Annotated in this window: 23 protein-coding genes and 1 pseudogene; 18 read left to right on the top strand and 6 right to left on the bottom strand. The window is 44.9% G+C overall.

The annotated features are described in order from the left end of the window. The first annotated feature begins 262 nt into the window (after positions 1 to 262). The 8 genes and pseudogenes from K8S19_06245 (at position 263) to K8S19_06280 (ending at position 5,280) form a co-directional block, all read left to right on the top strand. Entirely contained in the window at positions 263 to 586 is a 324-nt protein-coding gene (locus K8S19_06245; protein MCD4813277.1) for a nucleotidyltransferase domain-containing protein, read from the top strand. Continuing rightward, entirely contained in the window at positions 576 to 971 is a 396-nt protein-coding gene (locus K8S19_06250; protein ID MCD4813278.1) for a HEPN domain-containing protein, read from the top strand. The genes K8S19_06245 and K8S19_06250 overlap by 11 nt, the downstream gene beginning before the upstream one ends. Positions 972 to 1,065: 94 nt before the next feature. Then, the gene (locus K8S19_06255; protein ID MCD4813279.1) at positions 1,066 to 1,542 is read left to right on the top strand and encodes a hypothetical protein; all 477 of its coding nucleotides are present in this window, start codon (positions 1,066 to 1,068) and stop codon (positions 1,540 to 1,542) included. A gap of 275 nt (positions 1,543 to 1,817) precedes the next feature. Beyond that, positions 1,818 to 2,386, top strand: a pseudogene (locus K8S19_06260) (hypothetical protein). A 4-nt stretch (positions 2,387 to 2,390) separates the two neighbouring features. Next, positions 2,391 to 3,056 (top strand): hypothetical protein, encoded by a 666-nt coding sequence (locus K8S19_06265; GenBank protein MCD4813280.1) that lies wholly within the window; start codon positions 2,391 to 2,393, stop codon positions 3,054 to 3,056. Between the two features lie 45 nt (positions 3,057 to 3,101). Further along, positions 3,102 to 4,358, top strand: coding sequence for a threonylcarbamoyl-AMP synthase (locus K8S19_06270; GenBank protein ID MCD4813281.1), 1,257 nt, complete (start codon positions 3,102 to 3,104; stop codon positions 4,356 to 4,358). A gap of 98 nt (positions 4,359 to 4,456) precedes the next feature. Then, positions 4,457 to 5,011 (top strand): sigma-70 family RNA polymerase sigma factor, encoded by a 555-nt coding sequence (locus tag K8S19_06275; protein MCD4813282.1) that lies wholly within the window; start codon positions 4,457 to 4,459, stop codon positions 5,009 to 5,011. Positions 5,012 to 5,013: 2 nt separating this feature from the next. After that, positions 5,014 to 5,280 carry a zf-HC2 domain-containing protein gene (locus K8S19_06280; GenBank protein ID MCD4813283.1) on the top strand — a complete coding sequence of 89 codons (267 nt, stop codon included), beginning with the start codon at positions 5,014 to 5,016 and terminating at the stop codon, positions 5,278 to 5,280. A gap of 15 nt (positions 5,281 to 5,295) precedes the next feature. Here the strand turns inward: K8S19_06280 and K8S19_06285 are convergent, their stop codons facing one another. Together K8S19_06285 and K8S19_06290 are read right to left on the bottom strand one after the other, a co-directional pair. Next, positions 5,296 to 5,742: a pilus assembly protein gene (locus K8S19_06285; GenBank protein ID MCD4813284.1), complete on the bottom strand. Its 447-nt coding sequence runs from the start codon at positions 5,740 to 5,742 to the stop codon at positions 5,296 to 5,298. After that, positions 5,739 to 6,689: a PAS domain-containing protein gene (locus K8S19_06290; GenBank protein ID MCD4813285.1), complete on the bottom strand. Its 951-nt coding sequence runs from the start codon at positions 6,687 to 6,689 to the stop codon at positions 5,739 to 5,741. Before K8S19_06290 ends, K8S19_06285 begins: the two co-directional genes overlap by 4 nt. A gap of 202 nt (positions 6,690 to 6,891) precedes the next feature. Between K8S19_06290 and K8S19_06295 the strand changes: the two genes are divergently transcribed. The 3 genes from K8S19_06295 to K8S19_06305 all read left to right on the top strand — a co-directional run bounded on the left by K8S19_06295 (position 6,892) and on the right by K8S19_06305 (position 8,275). Further along, entirely contained in the window at positions 6,892 to 7,059 is a 168-nt protein-coding gene (locus K8S19_06295) for a hypothetical protein (GenBank protein ID MCD4813286.1), read from the top strand. A 34-nt stretch (positions 7,060 to 7,093) separates the two neighbouring features. Continuing rightward, positions 7,094 to 7,276, top strand: a complete 183-nt coding sequence (locus K8S19_06300; protein ID MCD4813287.1) for a Flp family type IVb pilin — start codon at positions 7,094 to 7,096, stop codon at positions 7,274 to 7,276. Between the two features lie 477 nt (positions 7,277 to 7,753). Beyond that, positions 7,754 to 8,275 carry a prepilin peptidase gene (locus tag K8S19_06305; GenBank protein MCD4813288.1) on the top strand — a complete coding sequence of 174 codons (522 nt, stop codon included), beginning with the start codon at positions 7,754 to 7,756 and terminating at the stop codon, positions 8,273 to 8,275. Between the two features lie 6 nt (positions 8,276 to 8,281). Here the strand turns inward: K8S19_06305 and K8S19_06310 are convergent, their stop codons facing one another. After that, positions 8,282 to 9,910, bottom strand: a complete 1,629-nt coding sequence (locus K8S19_06310) for a mucoidy inhibitor MuiA family protein (GenBank protein ID MCD4813289.1) — start codon at positions 9,908 to 9,910, stop codon at positions 8,282 to 8,284. 274 nt (positions 9,911 to 10,184) lie between these two features. Between K8S19_06310 and K8S19_06315 the strand changes: the two genes are divergently transcribed. From K8S19_06315 to K8S19_06330, 4 genes are all read left to right on the top strand, one after another. Further along, positions 10,185 to 10,736: a hypothetical protein gene (locus K8S19_06315; protein ID MCD4813290.1), complete on the top strand. Its 552-nt coding sequence runs from the start codon at positions 10,185 to 10,187 to the stop codon at positions 10,734 to 10,736. A 130-nt stretch (positions 10,737 to 10,866) separates the two neighbouring features. Beyond that, positions 10,867 to 11,862: a TAXI family TRAP transporter solute-binding subunit gene (locus K8S19_06320; protein ID MCD4813291.1), complete on the top strand. Its 996-nt coding sequence runs from the start codon at positions 10,867 to 10,869 to the stop codon at positions 11,860 to 11,862. 92 nt (positions 11,863 to 11,954) lie between these two features. Beyond that, positions 11,955 to 13,961, top strand: coding sequence for a TRAP transporter permease (locus tag K8S19_06325; GenBank protein ID MCD4813292.1), 2,007 nt, complete (start codon positions 11,955 to 11,957; stop codon positions 13,959 to 13,961). A 286-nt stretch (positions 13,962 to 14,247) separates the two neighbouring features. Further along, complete coding sequence (locus K8S19_06330; GenBank protein MCD4813293.1) at positions 14,248 to 14,733, top strand: GNAT family N-acetyltransferase; 486 nt, start codon at positions 14,248 to 14,250, stop codon at positions 14,731 to 14,733. 67 nt (positions 14,734 to 14,800) lie between these two features. On the opposite strand, the gene K8S19_06335 is transcribed toward K8S19_06330, so the two are convergent. After that, on the bottom strand, positions 14,801 to 16,675 hold the full coding sequence (locus K8S19_06335) for a T9SS type A sorting domain-containing protein (GenBank protein ID MCD4813294.1): 1,875 nt from the start codon (positions 16,673 to 16,675) through the stop codon (positions 14,801 to 14,803). Positions 16,676 to 16,828: 153 nt separating this feature from the next. Between K8S19_06335 and K8S19_06340 the strand changes: the two genes are divergently transcribed. The 3 genes from K8S19_06340 (at position 16,829) to K8S19_06350 (ending at position 21,059) form a co-directional block, all read left to right on the top strand. After that, the gene (locus K8S19_06340; GenBank protein MCD4813295.1) at positions 16,829 to 18,196 is read left to right on the top strand and encodes a metallophosphoesterase; all 1,368 of its coding nucleotides are present in this window, start codon (positions 16,829 to 16,831) and stop codon (positions 18,194 to 18,196) included. 255 nt (positions 18,197 to 18,451) lie between these two features. Beyond that, the gene (locus tag K8S19_06345; GenBank protein ID MCD4813296.1) at positions 18,452 to 20,401 is read left to right on the top strand and encodes an ATP-binding cassette domain-containing protein; all 1,950 of its coding nucleotides are present in this window, start codon (positions 18,452 to 18,454) and stop codon (positions 20,399 to 20,401) included. A gap of 217 nt (positions 20,402 to 20,618) precedes the next feature. Next, a complete protein-coding gene (locus K8S19_06350; protein ID MCD4813297.1) occupies positions 20,619 to 21,059 on the top strand; it encodes a hypothetical protein in 441 nt (146 codons plus the stop codon). A 45-nt stretch (positions 21,060 to 21,104) separates the two neighbouring features. Here K8S19_06350 and K8S19_06355 read toward each other — a convergent pair whose 3' ends face one another. Beyond that, entirely contained in the window at positions 21,105 to 22,025 is a 921-nt protein-coding gene (locus K8S19_06355; protein MCD4813298.1) for an ankyrin repeat domain-containing protein, read from the bottom strand. A 137-nt stretch (positions 22,026 to 22,162) separates the two neighbouring features. After that, positions 22,163 to 22,567, bottom strand: coding sequence for a hypothetical protein (locus K8S19_06360; GenBank protein MCD4813299.1), 405 nt, complete (start codon positions 22,565 to 22,567; stop codon positions 22,163 to 22,165). Positions 22,568 to 22,638: the final 71 nt, after the last annotated feature.

Here is a 22,638-nt window from a genome sequence, read left to right on the forward strand (position 1 = left end):
GTTCAACGCGTAGTATAGCCGACCAGAATGCTTGTTTTTAAAGAAAAAAAACGCACCAACACAAAATGGGATGGATAAAAGTAAAGCATATCGGCAATGCCGGCTCTAGCGAGTGGATACAGTATCGGTTTTTCTTTAAAAACAAGCATTCTGATCGGCTATCGAACAGGATGTTTTTCAATATGGGATAAATTTATTAGGCAATGACACTTTTTTAGGAATATGCTATACATAGTTATCTCAGCTTTAGGGAATTTCGGAAATGACAACTGCCGGTGTTCAAAAGAAAATTAAAATAATGATTGAACGGGTTGTTGAAAAATACCATCCGATAAAAATTATATTATTCGGTTCTTATGCACGTGGCACAAACACGCGTGACAGTGATGTTGATTTATTGATCATCATGGAGCATGTTCGGTCCAAGCATGAACAGCAGATTGCTATCCGGATGTTGCTGCAAGATGTTGGCGTTTCTAAAGATATCATTGTTACATCAAATGATGAATTTCGGCGTAACAAAAATATCATTGGAACCGTGGCGTATCCTGCGGCGCGAGAAGGTAAAATTCTTTATGCCCGATAAAAAAGATGTTGAGAAAGTTGTTAGGCAATGGAAGAAGAAAGCGGAACACGATTTGAAAGTGGCTGAACACACACTTGAAATCCAAAGAGATTGTCCGACTGAAATAGTGTGTTTTCATAGCCAACAATGCGTCGAGAAATATTTAAAAGCTTACTTGATATCCATCAACAAGCCATTTCCCAAAACACATGATATTGAACAATTGCTTTTGCTGTTTCCGAAACAAATGTCCTTTAATATATCCTCGGAAGAAAAGGCCAGGCTGACAGAGTATGCAACCATAGCTCGGTATCCAGGTGATATTGAACCGATTGATGTGGCGGAGGCTGAAAAAGCAGTGCGGTTGGCCAAACGAATTCGCCGGCTGGTAAAGAAATTAAAATGAAATTGGAGTCCCGTTTGGTGTGGAAGAATGGGGAGACTCGGGAATTGAATGTAATGGTTGGAGTTCGGTATTTAGAGATGGAGCGTAAGTGGACATGGAGATAATAATTGGTGCTGTTATTAGTCCTGTTATTGCAGGTGCATTTTACTTCGGCATTGAAATTTACAAAAATCACAAGAAACAATCAGAACGAGCAGACGTAGAAAAGGATCGGCTTGATGCGATATGTGGGAAATGGGAGGGTACTGGAACATTTTATGAGAAACAGGAGCATGGCGTTATGAATTTTAAAATTACTTGCCAAATTGAGCGAAAAGGAAAAATATTTAGAGGCTCAACTAATTACACGTCTGACGTGACGAACTTAATGCATAAAATATATGATGGGAGCTATGACGGTAGATATCTGAAAATGTTTTTTAAAAGCACAAATCCTGCAGAATACCACCAAGGATATATAGTATTGGAAATGAATGACAAGGGGAATAAATTGTCTGGTAAGTATTTATCCAACGGTATAACTTCCGAGAAAATTATTAGTGGGAAAGTAGAACTCGATAAAAAAAGTTAATTCATCTTCCCGAACTCCGGCTTACGCTAGTATGACTGTAAATGAGTATGTTCTCTTGGTTAACAACGCGTGTTTCTCTTTTGAATATTTGGAATTCTGATGCGGCCTGATTTATCAATATGAAATGAGTTGACATATACTTTATTATTAGTGTATTTTATGTACATAAAGATGTATGATATAGTACATATATATGTACTATATCAGCGCACCATGGTTAAGGTTTATACACAAAGCTTCCAGCCAAGGTTCGCAGTTATAAAATTGGAGCGTACTTGAACTACCGGATAGGGCAAAATGAATTATTAGCTGAATTAGAGGGATGGAATTCATTTTTAAAGTGCAAGGTGCATTTAATTGCATGCGGCGGAACAGCCTTAACATTGTTGGGAATCAAGCCGTCCACCAAGGACATTGATTTTATGGTTCCTGAAATAGCGGAGTATAAGTATTTGCTGACCACACTGGCGGATTTGGGATATCAGCAAACGACAGGATCAGGGATGACTCGGGGTGGAAAGTTTATTTTTGACCTGTTTTGCGGCAATAAAATACATACCACAGAGTTGTTGGAGACGCCATTAAGGGATAACGGAAATGTTTTTTATGAGGAATTCACTTTTATTTATTTAGGAATATTGAATTATTATGATCTGATTATCAGTAAGCTTTTCCGTGGGGCACCGGTTGATTTCGATGATTGTCTTATGTTGGTCAAAGCAAACAGGATAAAACTGATATAACCGCGCTTAAGGAACGTTTTTTGGAAACTGCGATGTACGATGTCTCGGAAGAAAGAATTGTTCGCAATTTGGAGTGTTTTTTGAAAAGGGTGAAGGAGTAAATCTGTGAAAAATACTGATTTATTACAGCGGTTGACTAAATTGGGATTTCCTCTGTTTCATGTGGATGATTTACAGGCAAATGAAACAATTGCGGAATTGGCGAAGAGTCATGATGATCGCTTGTGGGAAGGGTTCCCGATTGTGCTTGCCAATGCAAGCAAAGACCATCTTTTTGATTTTGACACAACCCAAACTATATTGAAGAATAAAAAAGACTATAATGATTTTTATTCACTTTTTTTGATCTCCTTAGCACTTTATAAACATATGAATTTAAAAACTTCCTGGATCAATGCGCTCTATGACAATATAAAATTTATTGATGAAGAAAAAATAGACTTCATTGTTGCTCAGTTGGCAACCAGAGAGAAAATTTACATTGCTGAAAAATATCTGGAACCCGAGAGACTTGAAAACACTTTTAATAATTATTTTAGTCAAAACACGATTCGTGACAAGCAAATGAAAATGGATTATGAGGAACTTTCGCTTGAATATGCAATGTCTAAAATATTCACTGCCCGTCAGAAAGAAATATTTTTGAAACGTGCTCATGGTAAAAAAATGACAAAAACCGAGCGGGAATATTATTATCGCGTGATTAAAAAAAAAGCTGTAGCTTTAGCAAATAACGACCTGCATATTTTAGCCCGAAAGGCTATTTCTTGAGAGGTGCGGTATACTGTACCCCTACAGTTATTTTAAAGGGAAAATATGAACCGAAAAACAAAATCACCCTTCCCGCCGCTGCGTGCCTTAATTTTTGATATGGATGGAACGCTTTACCGCAGCAGTGAACTGAACCGCCGTTATGATGAATCCATGGTCCGGTTTTTGTCCCGGGAACGCAATCTGACCTATTCGGAAGCCAAGTACCTGTTTGAAAAAACCTACTGTATGTTAATTCGTAAGCTGGGGCGCATGCCTTCTAAACTTTTTACACTAACCCAGCTGGGCGCGTGCGACCGGAAATGGGCGCGTCTTCACGGTGCCAAAGTACTGCCCGGAGAAATATTGAAATTTGATCCCCGACTGCGCCGTGTGCTGCATAAACTCCGGGAATCGTTCCAGCTGGCCATTGTGACCAACAATCATGCGAAGAATATGCACGCGACTTTAGGCGCCCTGGGTATTGATGATTGTTTTGATTATGTGGCCTCACTTACTGACAGCGGTATTTATAAGCCTTCATCCAAATTGTATGCGATTGCAGCCAAAGCCATGTCAGTGGATTATGCTTTTTGTCTTTCAATTGGGGACCGCTTTGATCTGGATCTTGCACCTGCCGCAGATATCGGCATGCATACTCTGCTGGTGGATAAAATGGAAAATATTTACCAGCTTTCGGAAATTTTGCACAATGCGACTGCTGAAAAAATTTCTATCAAGCATCCAAAGTTGGCAGGCCCGGCGATTAATCAGGCTGCCGCGCAATTGAAAAAAGGGCGGTTGGTGGTGATTCCGACAGATACGGTTTATGGTCTGGCTGCGGTACCGGAGCGTACGGCTGTTGAACGGATTTTTCGTGCCAAAGGCCGTTCGAAAAACAGCCCCATTCCTATATTATTAAGTCATCACAGGCAGGCTGAAAAAATTGCAAAGGTGAGTAAGACGGCGAAAAAGCTTATGCAGCTGCACTGGCCCGGTGGCTTGACTATTGTACTGCCCGTGAAAAAAGGTTCGAAAATGGGTGTGTTGGCCGGTGGCGGACGTACCGTGGCCCTGCGTGTGCCGGATCATTGGGTCGCCAGGCAGGTAATTGCCAAGGCAGGCGGTGCTTTGGCAGTAACTTCAGCAAACCGTTCCGGCGAGCCGGCACCTGTCGTTGCCAGGCATATTCACAAAAAGATAGTTGCATTTTCGACGGTTTTATTAGATGCTGGGATGTGTAAGCAAAAAAAACACTCCACGATTGTGCGTGTAAGTAATCGCAAGGTAGTTATTTTACGTCAGGGAAGCATTGTGCTTTAACTTGAAGTTACATAATTTAAGTTGAAGTGTTTGAATGGATTTTTATTTGTACGCAAAGACATAAGTGGGAAATCACAGGCAGTCAAAGGACGGCAACCATGTCTGCGAAAAGAAAATATGATAAACACACCCATCTGATGCTACGGTTTCAAAATGGCGATGAGAGTGCTTTTAGAAGTCTGCTCATCAGCTATAAAAACCGTGTCTATGCACTTTGCTATCGTTTTTTTCAGAATCAAGCAGCTGCGGAAGAAGCTTGTCAGGATAGTTTTCATAAGATCTATGTTTCGCGCGATTCCTTCCAGCCGGAAGGCGCTTTTGTCATCTGGCTTTTTGCGATTGTCAATCAGGTGCTGCAAAGCAGCCGCCACTTGGGCGGGAATCTTAAACTTGAGCCTGTAACCCGGAAAAACCTCAAAGCATATCATACCCAATCCATTGAATCGCAGACCACAATCCGACGCGCCATGGCAGCATTGAGCAATGAGGAGCGGTTGACCCTATTACTTGACCACTGGGAGAAACTCTCTATTCCTGAAATTAGTGAAATTTTAAATCGTAATCCTCTGGCAGTTGAGTCTATTCTTTTTAAAGCCAGGGCCAAGCTGCGTATCAAGCTGGCAGCTTATACCGAACCGGTTGGTGTGAGGTAGGTATGGACTGTAAAATTTGCCGCGAAAATATCCATGATTTTATAAAAGATAACCTAAGCCGGAAAGAAACCGGGCAAATGAATGCACATTTGGATTTTTGTGCGGAATGCCACCGCGAAGTGGCGCAAGAGCGTAATCTCTCCAGTATGATGAATCAATGGGAAGTCCCCAAGACCGGTAAGGGATTTGATCTGCGCTTAGATGAGCGTCTGGCGCAAGAACGCAACCGTCCCCACAGCTGGTTCCGCCGATTGTTCTCTGTGAATTAAATAATCCAGATATGTTTATATTCCGAGTTGCTTTTTGGCCCAATCAGTAATAACTTGTAACCCTTTGCTGGCAATGGGAGCTTCATTATATGCAATGACTGCATTGGTGGCGGAGACTTCGAACCCATCTGGTTTGGCAATTCGGAAAAAGCCAATAGCGGGAACCGTATAGGTTACTGTTTTGATTCTGCCTTTTTCACGCCTGCCTGTAGAATGGGGATTATTATCAGGATTATGCTCAGGGAAGATACCACGTAATTCTTTTTTTTGTTTTTCCCATTTGGTATGATTAAAATCGCTCTCTAACCAAGCAGCCCTGCGCGCTGCCATCTCACATTTGAGCTGGGCGCTGCCGATCATGACAAGCTGCATGATGCCCATGATAAACATCGTGAAAAGAAACATTACCAGCACCAGTTCAACAAAAGACTGGCCTTTTTGCGAGCAGATTAGCTTTTTCATGCCAGGGAGATAAGCGCTATTTCCCAGTTTTCGCTTGCCGGTGTAAAAACAATTTTCACCGGCAGGGCCGGTCCCTTGCCGCCCAAGACAAGGCGTTCTTCTTGGGGATGCCCCGGCTGCTTGATCGCTGTTTGATAAAAATTCATCATGGGACGCGGCAGGGGTGATTGCATGACATGCATGCCGGTTAATTCCTCAACGCGGCAGTTGAGCAGTTCAAGCGCCAGGCTGTTGGCTGCGATAATCTTATTGTTGCGGTCAATCGCCAGTACTGCATGCCGCATTTCAGAGAGTAAGAGTTCGGCAGTATGCCGGGCACTTCCGCTTTTCGCTGACTGACTTGTTGGTTGGATCTCGGCCCGCCGGCGAGGATCTGTCAGGTCATAGCGACGCAAGCGCAGCAATGCAAAAAGCGCAATCAAGAGAGACGCGGCAATAATCAGGATATAAAAACGTACAGAGAAAGCATTGGAATTCTGGACCAGACCGGTCTCATCGAAAAAAGCACGGAAATAAAGCTCGTCATCATGCACCATGGGAACCAGGACGATGGTATACAATCGTCCATCCTGCTTTGTTCGGCTGACTTCCGGTGAGACCGGGCGGGGACCTTTGTACGGTTTGGTCGCCTGGCTCAACATGTTGGGATTACTATGCAGAATAATCTTGCCGGTTTTTTCAAATACCGCGCACTTCTGGAGTTGGGGATGCGTCGTGCGGCTCTCCTTGAGCACGGAGAGTGCCGCCAAATCATCTTCTGCTGTCATCGCGCGGCTCAGCTGGTTGGAAAGGTCCTGCGCAATCTGGGTTTTATATTTTTTAGACTCAGCTTTGAATTGATTTTTGGAAATGCCGGTTAAATAACTCATCGCACTCCATTGCAGGATAAAAGCGGCAATGAAGATACCAAGACCAATGGCCAAACGAGGGGTGAGCATTTTCTGCATAAAGCATCCTCCACTAAAATGATTGTCGCTGCATACCCAGATGTGACCTATCACGTCCCGGGTTATTTTTCTTGCTTCGATGGTAAAAAGTATTATATAGTTTGATTGAAAAAAAAACAACTTATGTGCAATAAAATCACAATATATCAGTCTAATGTATTAGACGTAGAAAAACCTATTTCCATGCATGGGAAAATAGATTATGATAATTAAACGCTTGATAATTGAGGAAGATGCCCAAGCCATGACCGAGTATATCCTGGTGACTGCCGCGATTGTGCTGGCTTTGACCGGGGTTTTAGCTGCCTGGAAACTACCCATTGCCAAGTATTTAAACAAAATGGCACAGGTGCTGGTGAAAACGCGATAAATTGTTTTAACTATAAAATATCGAGGTGATAGAGATGAAAAAGATGTTGAAAAAATTGGTGGTAGAAGAAGAAGCGCAGGGCATGGTGGAATATATCCTGATTATTGCGGTGGTAGCTTTGGTGGTTATCGGCAGTATCCGGTTGTTTGGTTCGAGATTAAGTACATTATTTACAGAGAAAGCAGATGAATTAGTGGATCAGGCCAATCCTAAATGATTCGGTCCTGGAAAAATTAAATGAAAGATGATTTTTTGATGAAGTCTGTTTAAGCTATTGAGCAAGTACGCTGCCAGGATTCGGATGTCGGCATTTTTCGCATTAGGTTTCATCATCAGTTTTTATGTTATACATATCCCCGTCCTGGGTAATGTCCTTTGGCAGCACACGCGCTCAATAGCTTGATCAGGTCATTTCGTGGTTTTTATATCATCACACGATCCAGACCTGTGCGCATTGTTTCTCTGCTTTGCTGCAAAGGGGCCATAAATATTACGGGGACATAAAAATAGCAGCCTGCAATGAGTCGCCGGTTGCTGAATAAGCCTGCCAGGCCATACCCCAGCAGCGTATTTGTTCAACAATACACACAGGTCTGTTTTATTGTGCTGGCGCGAACACAATGGGCAGCTTGCCCGGTAAGCCTGTGGATTTTTATATACAATTATTTGAAAATTAATTTATAAGGCGACTCTTTTGGGACTATCTTTAGAAATTAGTATTATTTTAAGTATCATTTTGGCTATTGCCGTTGTGACAGATCTTCGCAGACACAAGGTCTATAACTGGCTGACATTTCCGTCTTTGTTGCTCGGACTGGCTTTGCATACATCGTTGCAAGGCTGGTCCGGGCTTTTTTTAGCATTGCTTGGATTGGCTGTCGGGTTATTCGTTTTCCTGCCTGCTTTTGTCTGGGGCGGAATGGGGGCCGGGGATATTAAATTAATGGCAGTGGTTGGGGTATTCACGGGTTGGCAATTTACCCTTAATACGGCGGTGTATGCGGCTCTGGCCGGGGGCCTACTCGCAATCATTTTTTTGCTGGTAAAAGGTGAACTCTGGAAAACCCTGAAAAATATCGGCCGCTTTATCCGTTCCTTAATGGTTCCTAAATTAGTTGTTGAGCCGCTCTCGAAAAAACATCCTATGCCGTACGCGATCATGATTGCAGCCGGTGTTGTAGCAGCCTATTTTCTTCCGCCATTGCTTGAGTTTTAAAAAAAATTATAATCCCATGATTCCCGGGTTTTTGGGATAGACGACCGTGAAGTTAAGTGTGATCTCTTTTTTTTCACCCGGCGCCAGGTCAATCAACCATTGCAACACACCCTCACGGTCCTGGTGTTTTTTTGTTTGCGGTTTGGGATTTATGTCAACATCCTTGACCTCGATTTTATCAGTGCGCGAGACCGGGATCGTATCCAACACTTCCAGTTGAACCGTCCGGTCTTTTAAATTTTCCAGTGTGATGGTAAAAGAGAGCTCGCGTACAATGGATTGGCGCTGGACCATGCCCAATAATGTTTCTTTGACCTTGTCTTTTTTGGATTCGCGTTTCACCTTGATTTGACGGTCGGCACCTAAGCTGAATTGAAAATCCTCACCAGGTTTTTTATCCGGAAGATAAGTTTTTCCAATATAGCGGCTTCCGAAATGAACATTGAGATAGCCGGAGAGCAGTTCGCTGTCTGCTTGGGAACGGCAGACGAGGAAAGCCAGCGTATTGGCCTGGGGGACCACCCGGTAGAAAAAATCACCTGGCACGGATTTTGTCAGGAGCGGTAAAATGGTCTCCTTGTCCTGGGACTCAATATCCAGTGCTTGAGGGAGTGAATACTCAAAAGCCAGCGGTAGTTCGGTTTTTTCAGTTTCCAGAAATTCAGCCTGTGGTGCCGGCGCAGACATGGCAGGTGCGGGTTCGCAGCATTCGGCGGCATCCATTTCATCATCATAGTCCATCGATTTTTTTTCCTTGCGACGGGCAGCACGGTCCATGGATGGAGCTAGCTGCTGCCGGTAGACATCAAGAATCCAGGAATGGATGTCCGGCAGCCCAATTCCCTGCATGGGAATGACATTGGAGATTGCCAGTTTGGCAGCCAGCCAATCCTCGCCGGTTTGTTGGACAATCCGGGAGAACATGGTTAGCGTGGGTTTTTTAAGATCATTGGGGACATTGATTTTGTAAAATGGCTGCCAGCCGGCATCATAAACAATATAACTTGCTTCCAGCTCAATTGTTTGCTCCTTGGCGGCATTGAATAAAACCTCAATGACCCGCTTGCTGTGGTCGCCTTGGCTGCAAAGGGATTCACGTGCATGACCCAGTGCGGTGAGTTCTTTGTTGAGTGCAGCCATTTGGATTTCGAGTTCCTGCCGTTTTTCATTTGATGCATTAGCATTTTTTTCCAGAAAAACAAGCGTCTCTTCCAATTGGTTTGCACCCGGCATCGCAGTCTTAAGATCTTTGGGGATTTCCGATTGGGAAAAATGAACCACAGAATGAAGGAAGGCATCGCGCTGGTCGATGACATTCCGGCTTTTTTCTAAACGCCGGAGTACGGTGCCTTTTTCCTCGATTTGTTCATCCAGTTTTCGGATATTTTCCTGGGGTGCTTCCGGGAGATAGACCTCGCGGTATTGGACGCTATAGATTTCACCTTCGCCAAATATTTTGGCTGAGACGGAGTCGCCATCGACATTGCAGGCTTCAATATCAATCAATATTTCCTGGAGTCCTTTTTTGAGAGTGGTCTTGGCTTTGCGTGTGACCTGGGCTTGATTGGTGAACAAAGTGACGGATTCAATAATTGATTCCAGAATTAATGGTGTGATGGTTTCCTGAGCAGGCATGATGATGAACCTCCAAAATAATTTTGAATACAACATTATCCCAGAACATTATTTTTTACGCAATGGCTATGTGTCTTTGGGGTTGGTTACTGTATATCGTGTGGTTTTGTATTGTTACCATTTCGGCGTTTTCTGTTGAAAAAAATGTGCGCGCCAGGGCGCGTTTTTTATAGATATGAAAAAAAATGAAATAATCCGCATGGAATTTTATCTAAATAAGTCCAAATAACCAGAACTTCGCAAAACACTAAAAAAATATGGGAGGCGTTTAAAAATGAGAAACCAGATAGTGGCAGTTTATTTATTGGGGATTTTGCTTACAACCGGGTGTGGGAGTAATGGCCGCGATGGCAGGGATGGTACGCATGGGGATGTGTATATTGCATATTCCTGGATGTACAGCCCTTTTTATTATTCATCTACTGATCCCGGTATTCCGGCACCAGGTTTAATCAATAATCAATATTATCTTACCTCTCCCGGCACATACACATATACCTATCGATCTTGGGATGATTCCATATGGACAGGCACTTATTCACTGAGCGCCAATTCGGGGGAAAAAGGAACTAAGGGCGAAAAAGGCGGATTCTTTTTTCAAAAAGGCGCAGATGGGAAAAATGGTGCAGATGGTGCAGATAACTACTACCAGCTTTATTGTCCGAGTTATGGTGCGACCCTGTATAAATGGACCTACTCGCATTATTCCAGCATGCGTTTGAAGGCTGAATTGCAAAACAAGATTGAACGGGAAACGAATATCCGTGGTGAAGCACCGCTATCGATAGAAATGCGTAATCAATTTAAAGGGTTGCGTTTGGAATAAAAAGGGAAAGGTGATGATGTGATGTCGTTTTGCTGATCAAATCCCCCGGTCTTTTTAATCACGCTTATACGGTTGATCATATGGGTTTTTATCCGTATGATACTGACAATGTCATAATCATGGGGGACGCATGAATTATTTAAAATATTTATCAATGATGGCCGTATTTTTCATTGCCGGATGCGGCGGACAGGCGCCGATGACATTTTTGACCATTGGTACCGGCGGTGTGACCGGGGTTTATTATCCGACCGGCGGGGCGATTGCTAAATTGATCAACCAAAAATCCAGTGACTATAAAATCAAGGCCACTGTCGAATCCACTGCCGGATCGGTGTATAATGTGAATGCTGTTTTAAGCGGTGATATTGAAGTGGGGATTGTTCAATCAGACCGTCAGTATCAGGCCTATCACGGGGTGGCGGAGTGGGAAACGCGCGGTGCCCAGAAGAAATTGCGTGCTTTGTTTTCCATTCATCCAGAGTCAATTACCTTAATTGCTACTGTGAAAAGTTCGATCACTCAGGTCGGGGATTTGAAAGGAAAAAGAGTGAATTTGGGAAATCCCGGATCAGGACAATTACAAAATTCCAAGGATACCTTGCAGGCATTTGGGTTGACAACAGATGACATCCGGGCGGAATACGTCAAGGCTGTAGAAGCGCCGGGTTTGTTGCAAGACGGACGGATTGATGCTTTCTTTTATACGGTGGGGCATCCGGCAGGGAATATTAAAGAAGCGACTTCAGGCAGAATCAAAGTGAACATGATTAATATTACAGGCAAGCCGGTTGATGCGCTGGTAAAACAATATTCTTATTATGCCAGATCCATTATTCCCGCAGCCTTATACCCGGCTGTAAAAAATGATACTGATTGCCGGACTTTTGGTGTGAAAGCAACCGTGGTTTCCTCTGCGGATGTCGATGAAGCCATCGTTTACGCCATTACCAAAGAAGTGTTTGGGAATCTTGAGGCGTTTAAGCAAATGCATCCTGCTTATCAGGTGTTGACCAAGGAAAATATGCTGGAAGGACTGTCAGCACCTATTCATTCAGGTGCAATGAAATATTATAAAGAAGCCGGCTTGGATAAATTTATTGATCCGGAATCGGTTGTTGAATGATTCAATAAAAATGTATTATGGGGGGGCAGACATACGGCATCCGGCATTCGCCGGACAAGTTCGCCGGACAAGCATCGGTCTGTCCCTGCGATATGGAAATTAATATGAATTTTGATCGTTCGTCATATCACAAAATAGCGATTGCCACGCTTGCGATCAGTTGGGCCTTGTTTCAATTATCCTTAGCCAGCTGGCTTATTTTAGACAGCATTAAAATACGCGCGCTGCATCTGGCTTTTGCCTTGTCTTTATTATTTCTCACAATCCCGTTTAAAAAAATAAAGAGCAAACCGCCGGGAGAAACAACACTATTTCAACCAACCTGGCGTCATTGGGGCTTGGTCGTGGTTGCAAGCTTGGCAGCATTGTACATTGTTATTGATTTCAATGGATTGTCAACACGAATGGGCCAATTGTTTATACGGGATATCATTGTTGGTATGCTTTTAATTGGCTTGTTGCTGGAAGCCACCCGGAGAAGTCTTGGCCCGGCATTGCCTGTGATTGTGCTCTTGTTTTCCATCTATGTATTTATCGCACCTTACATGCCGTCTATTTTGGCAGCCAAAGGTGTATCGATCAATAAGTATATTAATCAAACCGCATTGTCCTATGAAGGTATTTTTGGGATTCCCTTAGGTGTCTCGGCAACCGTGGTTTATTTATTTGTATTACTCGGCGCCTTGCTGGACAAAGCCGGTGCAGGGCATTACTTCACCAGCTTGGCAGTGGCTTTGCTGGGGCGCTATAAAGGCGGGCCTGCCAAAGCGTCGGTGGTTTCCAGCGGCCTTTCCGGCATGATCTCCGGGTCCAGCATTGCCAATGTGGTGACAACCGGGACATTTACCATCCCACTGATGAAGCGGGTGGGTTACCCGGGAGAAAAAGCGGCGGCCATTGAAGTGGCTGCCAGTACCAATGGCCAATTGATGCCGCCCATTATGGGTGCGGCAGCCTTTATTATTGCCGAGTATGTAAATGTTCCCTATTTTGATGTGGTCAGAGCAGCTGCGATTCCGGCATTTGTATCGTATGTCGCTTTATTTTTTTTGACCCATTTGGAAGCCAGCAAGCTGGGAATCAAGGGATTGCCGGTTGACGCATTGCCTCGTTTCAATGAACATTTTAAAAAAGGCGTACATTATTTGATTCCCATTGGAAGTTTAATTTATGAATTGATTGTATTACGCCGTTCAACAGAATCAGCTGCGTTTCACGCGATCATTATTTTAATTGCCATTATTATCTATCAGGAAATAAAAAAATCCCTACAGCAAAAAAAGAGCGTGAAAGCCGGATTGCTGAATGCCTTGCTTTTGACCGGCCAGGGGATGGTACAAGGTTCAAAAAATATGATAGGTGTTGCCCTGGCCACTGCCGCCGCCGGCATCATTGTGGGTGTTGTAGGACTGGGTTTGGGCAGCATGATTACCCAAATCGTTGAAGTACTGGCCATGGGGAATGTTTTTTTGTTGCTGCTTATCACAGCGATTGCCAGTTTGGTGCTGGGCATGGGTCTGCCAACCACGGCAACTTATATTGTGATGGCATCTTTAACTGCACCGGTGATTGTTCAGGTCGGCGGAAGTTATGGGGTTGTGATTCCTTTGATTGCAGCGCATTTATTCTGTTTTTATTTTGGCATCTTAGCAGACGATACGCCACCGGTTGGCTTGGCCGCATATTCAGCAGCTGCCATCGCCAAATCCGATCCGATTAAAACCGGCTTGATCGGTTTTTTGTATGATATGCGAACCGCGATTATTCCGTTTTTCTTTATTATGAACAGCGAATTACTGCTGATCAATGTCACCGGTTGGTGGTATGGGATGGTTGTTTTTGTCATGGCCCTGCTGGGTGCATTGGCATTTACCTCATTGCTGCAGGGTTGGTTGATTGTGAAAAATGAATGGTATGAATGGCCCTTTTTGGTGATGACCACCATATTATTATTTCATCCGACAAGTATTGTTATGTTTCTACCGCAGGGTTTGCCTGTGAAAATAATAGGGTACGGCACAGGATTATTAATTTTGGCTGGAATTGTTTTTGGCCAAAAGATGAGGGGCCGGAGGCAGGGCGAACCTGTTCACTTGTGAGGAGGGATTCGTGATAAACAGACATAGGCGTAACATTTAGTTAATATCAATTTTGTTTAAATGAAGTAATACAGCCGATACTATGACCGGTCGAAATACTTATTTTTAAAGAAAAAAACTTGTCCGGCGGATGCAGGACGCATCATCAATAGGGATATCGTCATAGTGGGCCATATCGTCGAAGTTTGCTTGGTTGTGTGCTGATAGTGCCGGTTTCTCTTTAAAAATAAGCATTTTGACCGGCTTGGCAACAGGATGTTTTATGAATCGGGAGTAGAATGTATAGATGATTGTGGAGTATAGAGATATCAAAATGAAAGATGAGCCGGTCCTATGGGATATGCTCTATTTAGCGCTGTATGTTTCGCCCGGGCAGCCGTCTTTTTCCCGCAAAATACTCAAGGATCCGTCAATTGCCCGGTACGTGGCAGGGTGGGGACGGGCTGGTGATGAAGGCTTGTTGGCCTATGCAGGTGATAAGATACTGGGCGCGATCTGGATCCGGTTGTGGCCGGAAGATGCGGATAAGGGATTTGGCTTTGTTTCTCATAAAATTCCTGAGGTCATCATGGCGGTTTTGCCTGAGCATCGAGGGCTTGGTGTGGGAACTACTTTATTGGATAAGTTGATTTCTCAAGCGCAGGTGCGGTATTCGGCTTTGAGTCTGAGTGTTGCTGAAAGTAATTCAGCGCAGCACCTGTATAAACGTTTTGGATTTGTATCAGTTGAAAAAACAAGTGATGCTTATATCATGGTTAAAAGATTTTGTTGAGACCTTTCTTGGGAACGGGGTTGGTTTTAAAAAAAATCTAATGAAATTCATTAGATTTTAAATTATATCAGAGCAGCAAAACAACCTTACCTCGTTTTGTCCCTCCCGGTCCTTCCACAATGTAGATATAGGTTCCGGAAGCCACGGCTGCACCGCGGCGGTTCCTCAGGTTCCAGACAATTGACGTACTGGGATCGTTTTTTTCAATTACTTTGACCAGTTGTCCCGTGATGTCGTAAATGCGGATTTTTACCTGGAGAGGGAGATTGGTGAACGTTACCCGGGGAGTGACACTATCTTTGGAACGGTACGGGTTGGGGTACACCACGATCCGGGATATGTCAGTAAACGGCAGACGGGTCGGTGTGATGGTGGAGGTCTGCGTGATGCTGGGTGTCGCAGTTGCTGTGCGGGTTGGCAGCGGGGTGGAAGTAACCGTTGTAGTCGGCGTTATCGTACGGGTTCGTGTCACGGTGTAGGTCGGAGTAATCGTAGAAGTGAGCGTGATTGTGCTCGTAGGTGTGGGCGTGAAGGGCGGCGTATGGGTACTCGTGGGTGTGATGGTGGATGTGATGGTGATGGTGAACGTGGGGGTTGCGGTCGGTGTTACAGTCGCGGTCGGTGTCGCAGTCGGCGTGGAGGTTAGTGTTGACGTTTGCGTGATCGTCGGGGTATGACTGGGGGTTTCCGAAACAGTAGCGGTAAGGGTGATGGTTGGTGTGGGACTGACAGTTGACGTCAGGGTGGGTGTGGCGGTGATGGTCGCAGTGGGTGATGACGTGGCGGTGAGGGTCACAGTCGCAGTAGGTGAGGCGGTTGGGGTGAAAGTCGGTGTACCTGCGATGGTTGAGGTGATGGTCGGTGTGGGGGTGAGCCACTTGTATTCATAGAGCAAAGTATCGACTGAACCTACATAAATTTGGTTTTCTGTGCTGCCATTCCGGCCCGGTCCCACAGCGATGGAAAGCAAATCATTGGGTGACGGACTCCCGATGTCCAGTGGAGCACTCCAGGATGATCCTGACCAGGTCAGCTCGTAAACATGATCGCCCCGCGTGGCGGCATACAGGCGCGTGACCCCGTCGCTACGGCCGTCGCCAATGGCCAGCCCGAAGACACGATCCATGCCGCTGGCAATAATCGTCGCTGCTTCCCAACTGGTTCCATTGTAATAGCGTTCATAGATTTCTCCGTCCTGATCACCGGCATAAAGGTAAACAACGGAAGAACCGGTACGAGCCGTACCCATTGCAATAGATAAGACCTCGTTCCCGCAATTGATGTTCATACCGGTAGCACCCCAAGATGCCCCATTCCACTGGTATTCCCGCATAAAATTTGCTTTGCTGCCGGCATAAAGGTAATTGTTGGTATCGCCGTTTTGGCCCGGCCCCACTGCGATAGATTTGACTTCGTCACCCATGGTGAGAATTGAGGTATGCGACCAGCCGCTGGAATAAGTGAATTCGTCGACCTCGCCGCTCTTATTGCCGGCATAAATCCGCTGTACGCCGTCATTGCGAGCGGCGCCAAGGGTAACGGATTTGATCTCATCATTGGTTGTGCCCGCGCTGGTTTCGCCCCAGGAAGTGCCGTTATGAAAATATTCATAGAGGACATTGTCTTTGTTGGCAGCCATAAGCCGTGATTCACCGTTATTCCGGGCGTCGCCGAGTGCGATCCCGAAAATTTCATCATGATTTCCGGTCAGGACGAACCGGTCCCAAGAACCACCGGTCCATATATATTCATAAGCGTAATTATTTTTATTTCCTCCATAGACCGCGCTAATTGTATTATTGCGTCCCTGTCCTACAGCCACGGACATAAAATCATCACTCTCGTTACCGACCGTGGTAATTTGCCACAACGCTGAGGAGGCGCTGGGGAGAACCAATAATCCGATTAAGGCCATGAAGAATAATTTTTTTGTAGTAAACATATAAGACTCCTTAAATAAGACTATCTATTAAGTTTACCATTGATTCTTTCATAATTAAGAATATAAAAATATATAGATATATGAGAAAATTAAAAAAATGGCCTAATGGTAAAGTGTTGAATTTTATGGACACAGTTTGATCGCAGGGTGGTCATGATGATGAAAAAAATAATAGTTCATTTTGTGCTGTGTTTGCTGGTTTCAGCGGCGACCAGCCATGGTGCCACGACTTGGAAGTGGATTGCTTATGGAGATACCCGGACCAATGATATAGAACACCGGCAGGTACTTGATGCCATCCAAAACAGTTCCGCTGGTTATGCTTTTATTATCAATGTCGGCGATGTGGTGGAAAACGGCTGGAATCAGACGCAATGGGATACCTGGCAGGCAGCCTGTGATGATGAGCTGGGAGGGACCCACCAGACCCAGACGCCGCCGGCATATATGTCTGCGCCGGGAAATCATGATGATCTGGGGACTGGCGGACTTACCAATTGGAACACCTATCTTTTCGGTCAATATCAGCAGTATGGCAATGACGGAAAATATTTTGTGTTTGATTATGCCAATGCCCGGTTTGTGGTTTTAAATTCCGAGGAATCACTCACGTCTTCCCAGTACACCCTGCTCATGCAGTCCATTGGAAATAATCCGCAAGAATGGCTGTTTGTTTTTTGGCACCGGCCTATTTTTGATTTTGGGCCCAAAGTCTATGAAGCAGCCATTCATTCAACCTGGGGTGTTCCTTTGTATCAAAATGGGTGTGATATTATTTTTACCGGGCATGCACATTATTATGTCAGAACTGAAAAATTAGGGCTGGACGGTAATCCCAATCCACCCTTGGATGCGACTGCCGGCACAGTGCAAATTGTGACCGGGAATAGCGGGGCGCCATTGTATGCTGTCGATGAAAACCACGATAGTAATGGATACATGGTGGCTTATTCATTTGATGAAGACCAGGCTGCATTTCACGGGTACACCGAGTTGAGTGTTACCGGGACGAGTATGGTGCTGCGGCATATTCGGGTTGATGGAACGGTGATGGATACGACGACATATACCGCAAACCCCAAGCCGCCGACTTTTACAGTAACACCTACACCGACTTTGACGAGTACGCCGACAAGTAGTGCTGCCAGTACACATGTGATTTTACCAGCAACCGATACGCCAACCCCGACGAATACCTATACACCAAGCCATATTCCGACATCCGCAGTTTCGCCGCCGCCAGTGGACAGTCGGGTTACGCGAGTCGTTTTACTGAGCAATCCGAGCAGAAGTATGGTGAAGTTTGTTTTACCCGGTAATATTATCGGTAAAGTGGATATCGGAATATTTAATATTACCGGTGAAAAAATAGCGGATTTAACCCACAAGAAAACGGTGAACAGTGCAGAAGTGTTGCGGTGGGAATGTGAGCACGTTACTTCCGGGATCTATTTTGCCGTGATTAAAGTGGATACTGTATTCAAAGAAAGGCTGAAATTTGCGATTGGTAAATTACGCTGACCATTCTACATGATTTGTTGTATGTGTCCAAATTAGAGAATTAGTGGTCAATTAGGAATGTCCTGAAAAAATCAGCATCCAGGACGATTTAGTGACAGTGGACAACACAACAATGATAATTGGCATAGCGCTCATGTTTACCTGATATCCCGCCTATGCGGCTGTCGCCGGGTTGATTCTGGATCTTCATTTTTTTTCGAAACAATGTATAATAGTTCCCTTTGAATACTGTTATGAAAAGGACCGTTTTTTATTATGATTAAAATTGCAGAATTGAGCAAGTCCTACGGGCCACAGGTGTTGTTGGACAAAGTGAGTTTTAATATTAACGAGGGAGACCGTGTCGGTCTGGTGGGACGCAACGGCAGCGGCAAGACCACTTTGTTCCGTATTTTATTGGGCAATGAGGAACCGGATAACGGTGAGGTGGCAATTCCCAAGGATTACACCATTGGTTATTTGGAGCAGCATCTTCAATTCACACAACCGACTGTTTTGGAGGAAGCGTGTCTGGGATTGCCTCCGGACAAGGAATATGATCACTGGCGGGTGGAAAAGGTGTTGTTCGGGTTGGGTTTTACGGAGGAAGATATGCATCGTCCGCCGGGCGAATTTTCCGGGGGATACCAGATCCGGCTTAATCTTACAAAAACCCTGGTAGGGGAACCGGACCTGCTTTTGCTGGATGAGCCGACCAATTATCTGGATATTGTTTCAATTCGCTGGCTGGAAAAATTTCTCCGGGCGTGGCAAAGAGAGTTTGTGCTCATCACCCATGATCGTCAGTTTATGGACGCTGTGACATCACACACGCTGGCAATTCATCGCTGTAAGGTACGCAAGATTGAGGGCAAGACAGCGAAGCTGTTTAATCAGATTATGCAGGAAGAGGAGATTTACGAAAAAACCCGGCGGCACGAGGAGAAAAAACAGAAAGAAACGGAAATATTTATCCGGCGCTTTCGGGCCAAAGCACGGCTGGCCGGGATGGTCCAGTCACGGATTAAGAGTCTGGATAAACAAAAAAAAATGGAGCAATTGGATAAAATTTCAGATGTTGAATTTTCTTTTCCCAATGCTGAGTTTCCAGGACAGGAAATGCTAAATACCGAAGAGCTGGGTTTTGCTTATGATACCGCGCTTCCCTGGTTGATCGAAAAACTTAATTTCAGTCTTGGCCCGAGGGAAAGGATCGCAATTATCGGGAAAAATGGCAAGGGGAAATCCACTCTGCTCCGTTTATTAGCTGGAGAACTCACGCCGAATACCGGGAGAATACGTCAGCATGCCCGTCTGGAAGTGGGTTATTTTGGGCAGACCAACATTCAGCGGCTTAATTCGGAAAACACAATTGAAGATGAGTTGATTACCACGGATCCGAACCGGAGCCGGGAACGCGCACGCTCCGTTGCGGGTGTGATGCTGTTTAGCGGTGATCAGGCTTTGAAAAAGATCAGTGTGCTCTCGGGCGGTGAGAAGAGCCGGGTGATGCTGGGGAAATTGCTGCTTAAACCGACTAACCTTTTATTGCTGGATGAACCCACCAATCACCTTGACCTGGAAAGTTGTGAATCATTGCTGGATGCGATGCAGGATTATGCAGGTTCGATTATGCTGGTAACCCATGATGAGATTTTTTTGCATACCCTGGCGGAAAAGCTGATCATTTTTGATCGTGATCGGGTTTTATTCTATCATGGCCGCTACCAAAATTTTCTTGAGGATATTGGCTGGCAGAATGAGGAGATACAAAAAGAACCCGGCATCCGGCATCCGGCATCTGCCGGACAAGTTACGCCGGACAAGTTACACCGGGCTGGCCCGGCCATATTCAGCGTAAAGGTAGACCAGGCGCCAATACCGGAAAGAAAAGAAATTTCTTCCGGGGAGAAAAAAGCGCTGCGTCAGGCCCGGGCAAAGTTAAACCAGGAAAAATCGAAAGCACTTCGGCCGGTGGAAGCTAAAGTGAAAAAGACGGAGAGTATGATTGATACCCTGGAGATGGAAATTAGCCGCAATAATGACCGCATGGTTGAGGCCGCCACCACGGGGGATACGCAGGCGATTGCCGAACTGCCAAAAAAAAATAAAGATCTTCAGATACAGGTGGATTTTCTTTATAGGGAACTGGAAAAAGTCCATCACGCGCTGGATGTGCAGGTAAGGATGTATGATAAAAAGATGAAAGCGATCGAGGCTGGATAGCCTGTTTTTATTACATTTTCTGCAACTTGATCTGTCGGACAAACACTGATTAAAAAAAATCCGGGATTAACAATACCGTTTCACCCGCCTTTGGTCTGCATTTGATAAGGACAAAAAACCTTCGAAAAGTAAAAAAAGTGAAATATAATATGCATTATTTGAGTCTAATTTTTATAGTCAGAATAATGGGTGCGCCAAGACGTATGCGGAGGATACCATGTTAAAAAAAGATGCAATTCATGTCATGATTATTCGTCTGGAAATGGATAAAAAAATAAATTTTTCAGTCCTTTTGTCTTCCGATGGGTCCATCAATCGGATTGGGACCGGACTCAAGGATAATGATGATTCGACGATGTATTCCGGAATTTGCCGCGAAGATTTGTTTTTGAAAATACTTGAATATGTGCCGGATGCGATTTTTGATAAGCAGGGAAATTACGAGGTTAAAGACCGCAAGGGGCGGTGTTGTGAGATGATTTTTTATTTTTCCAATCAGGCGGAGAGTGAGACGGCCCGTTTTAGGTTTATCTACGGCTCTGAATCCATGGGGCCGCCCCTGCCTTTCGTGCAGCTGTTTGCGCATGCCCGGCAGATTACAGATTCCTGGTATTTGCGTCAAAAAAAGGTTTCGCAGACCATGGCGATGAAGGGCTAGCCAATCCGTTGGAAGCCTAATCCACATAAAAAAACATGGTTGTTTTCATTGTTGCAAAAGATTCAAAAGTTTTTTTGATTGTCGCTTGTGCGCAAGATCTAGCGGTGTTTGATTATGGTTGTCCGGGAGTGTGGTCTTGGCATTGGAGCGCAGCAGTAATTTTATCAGGCGGATATAACCATGCCGGGTTGCGATATGCAATGGGGTTTGACCGTTGTGATCAGCGGCATTGATGTCACTGCCGGCTTTAATGAGATAAGCGGCTAAACGCCGGTTGTTGCCGTGGCATGCCAGGTGGAGCAGCGTTTCCTTGGTTTTCGGCAGGAAACTGTGGATGGTTTGTTGGGTGTGTCTCAGGGAAATTTTCATTGTTTTGGGAGAGGCATAAAAGGCCAGGATAAAGGGTCCGGCAGTTTGCATTTTTGAAAGGCGTTTGACTACTTTGTTGTATCCAAGTTTTCCTGCCTTGTAGGCTGGTAATAAATCGATACGATCAACGGGGGGGGAGGTTTTGGCGCCTTTGTCGATGAGCAATCCCACAACATCGGCCCAACCTTGCATCGCCGCAAGTTCGAGGACACTTTCTCCGTTCGCAGCTTTATCATTTGGATTAAAATCACCGAGAATTAATCTGAAGGCAATCGCTTTGCTCCCGTGGCGAATTGCAAGATAAAGCACGGAACGCCGGTCTGCATCTTTGAGAGACAGGTCGGTACCCCGGGTAATCAACCAATCCGCAGTTTTGAAGTGCTGGTTTTCCAGCGCGACCAGCAAGGCTGTTTTGCCTTGGGCGTTTTGTTGGTTGATATTCGCGCCCTGGGTCAGTAATTTTTTAAGTGTTTTGCGGTCATCCTTGGCAGCAGCCTGGTGGAGAGGCGCGGAAAGAAGATCAGATCCCCCAAGCGGTGTTTGGAGACTAAGCAGTGTGAAACTAAATAATACCGTAGCAAGCAGTTGTCTGCTCATTGAAACCCCTTTTTTCAAAAGAAACCAGCCAAGAGTATTTTAGGATAAAATGAAAAAAAATGCAAAAGAGAATACCCGGGATGGGTCAGGGTTGCTGCTTAAACCGGGAACATACAGAGATGCAACAGGTTCCCGGTTTAAGCAGGGCCTTCCCGGCGGGGAGTGAAGGAATCATTTGTGCGGTTTGGGGGCCGGGTATCGGGAGTTGGGAGAAAAAGTGTGTTCGACATCGCTTGCATTCTATCCGGTCTGCTTTGGTCAGGTGAATGAAAAATTGTTTGTAATTCCGGGTGTGTTGCTGCTTTTTTTATTCGTAAAGCAATGATGAGATTTATGACAATCCCGCCAAAGGAACCTTCATTATATAGTACAGGCCGTGACCCGGATTGACCAGATGACGAGTGGGTGTTTAGACGTACTTTGTTGGTTTTTTTTTCTTCATTCACAAGGTTGAACACCATAGGCGCAGTCACATTAAAGTTCTGTAAATAGAGCTCAATGGCATTACTAAAGTTTTTGGTGAGATTTAGCAGGGTTATCATATCCAATCCCTCCTTTTCTGAAAAAGCCGGTTGATTTATGATGGTAAGCAATAATGTTCTAAAATAATTGA

The sequence above is a fragment of the bacterium genome (genome assembly GCA_021108215.1).
Lineage (GTDB): Bacteria > Oederibacteriota > JAAXVQ01 > JAAXVQ01 > JAUVAV01 > JAIORK01.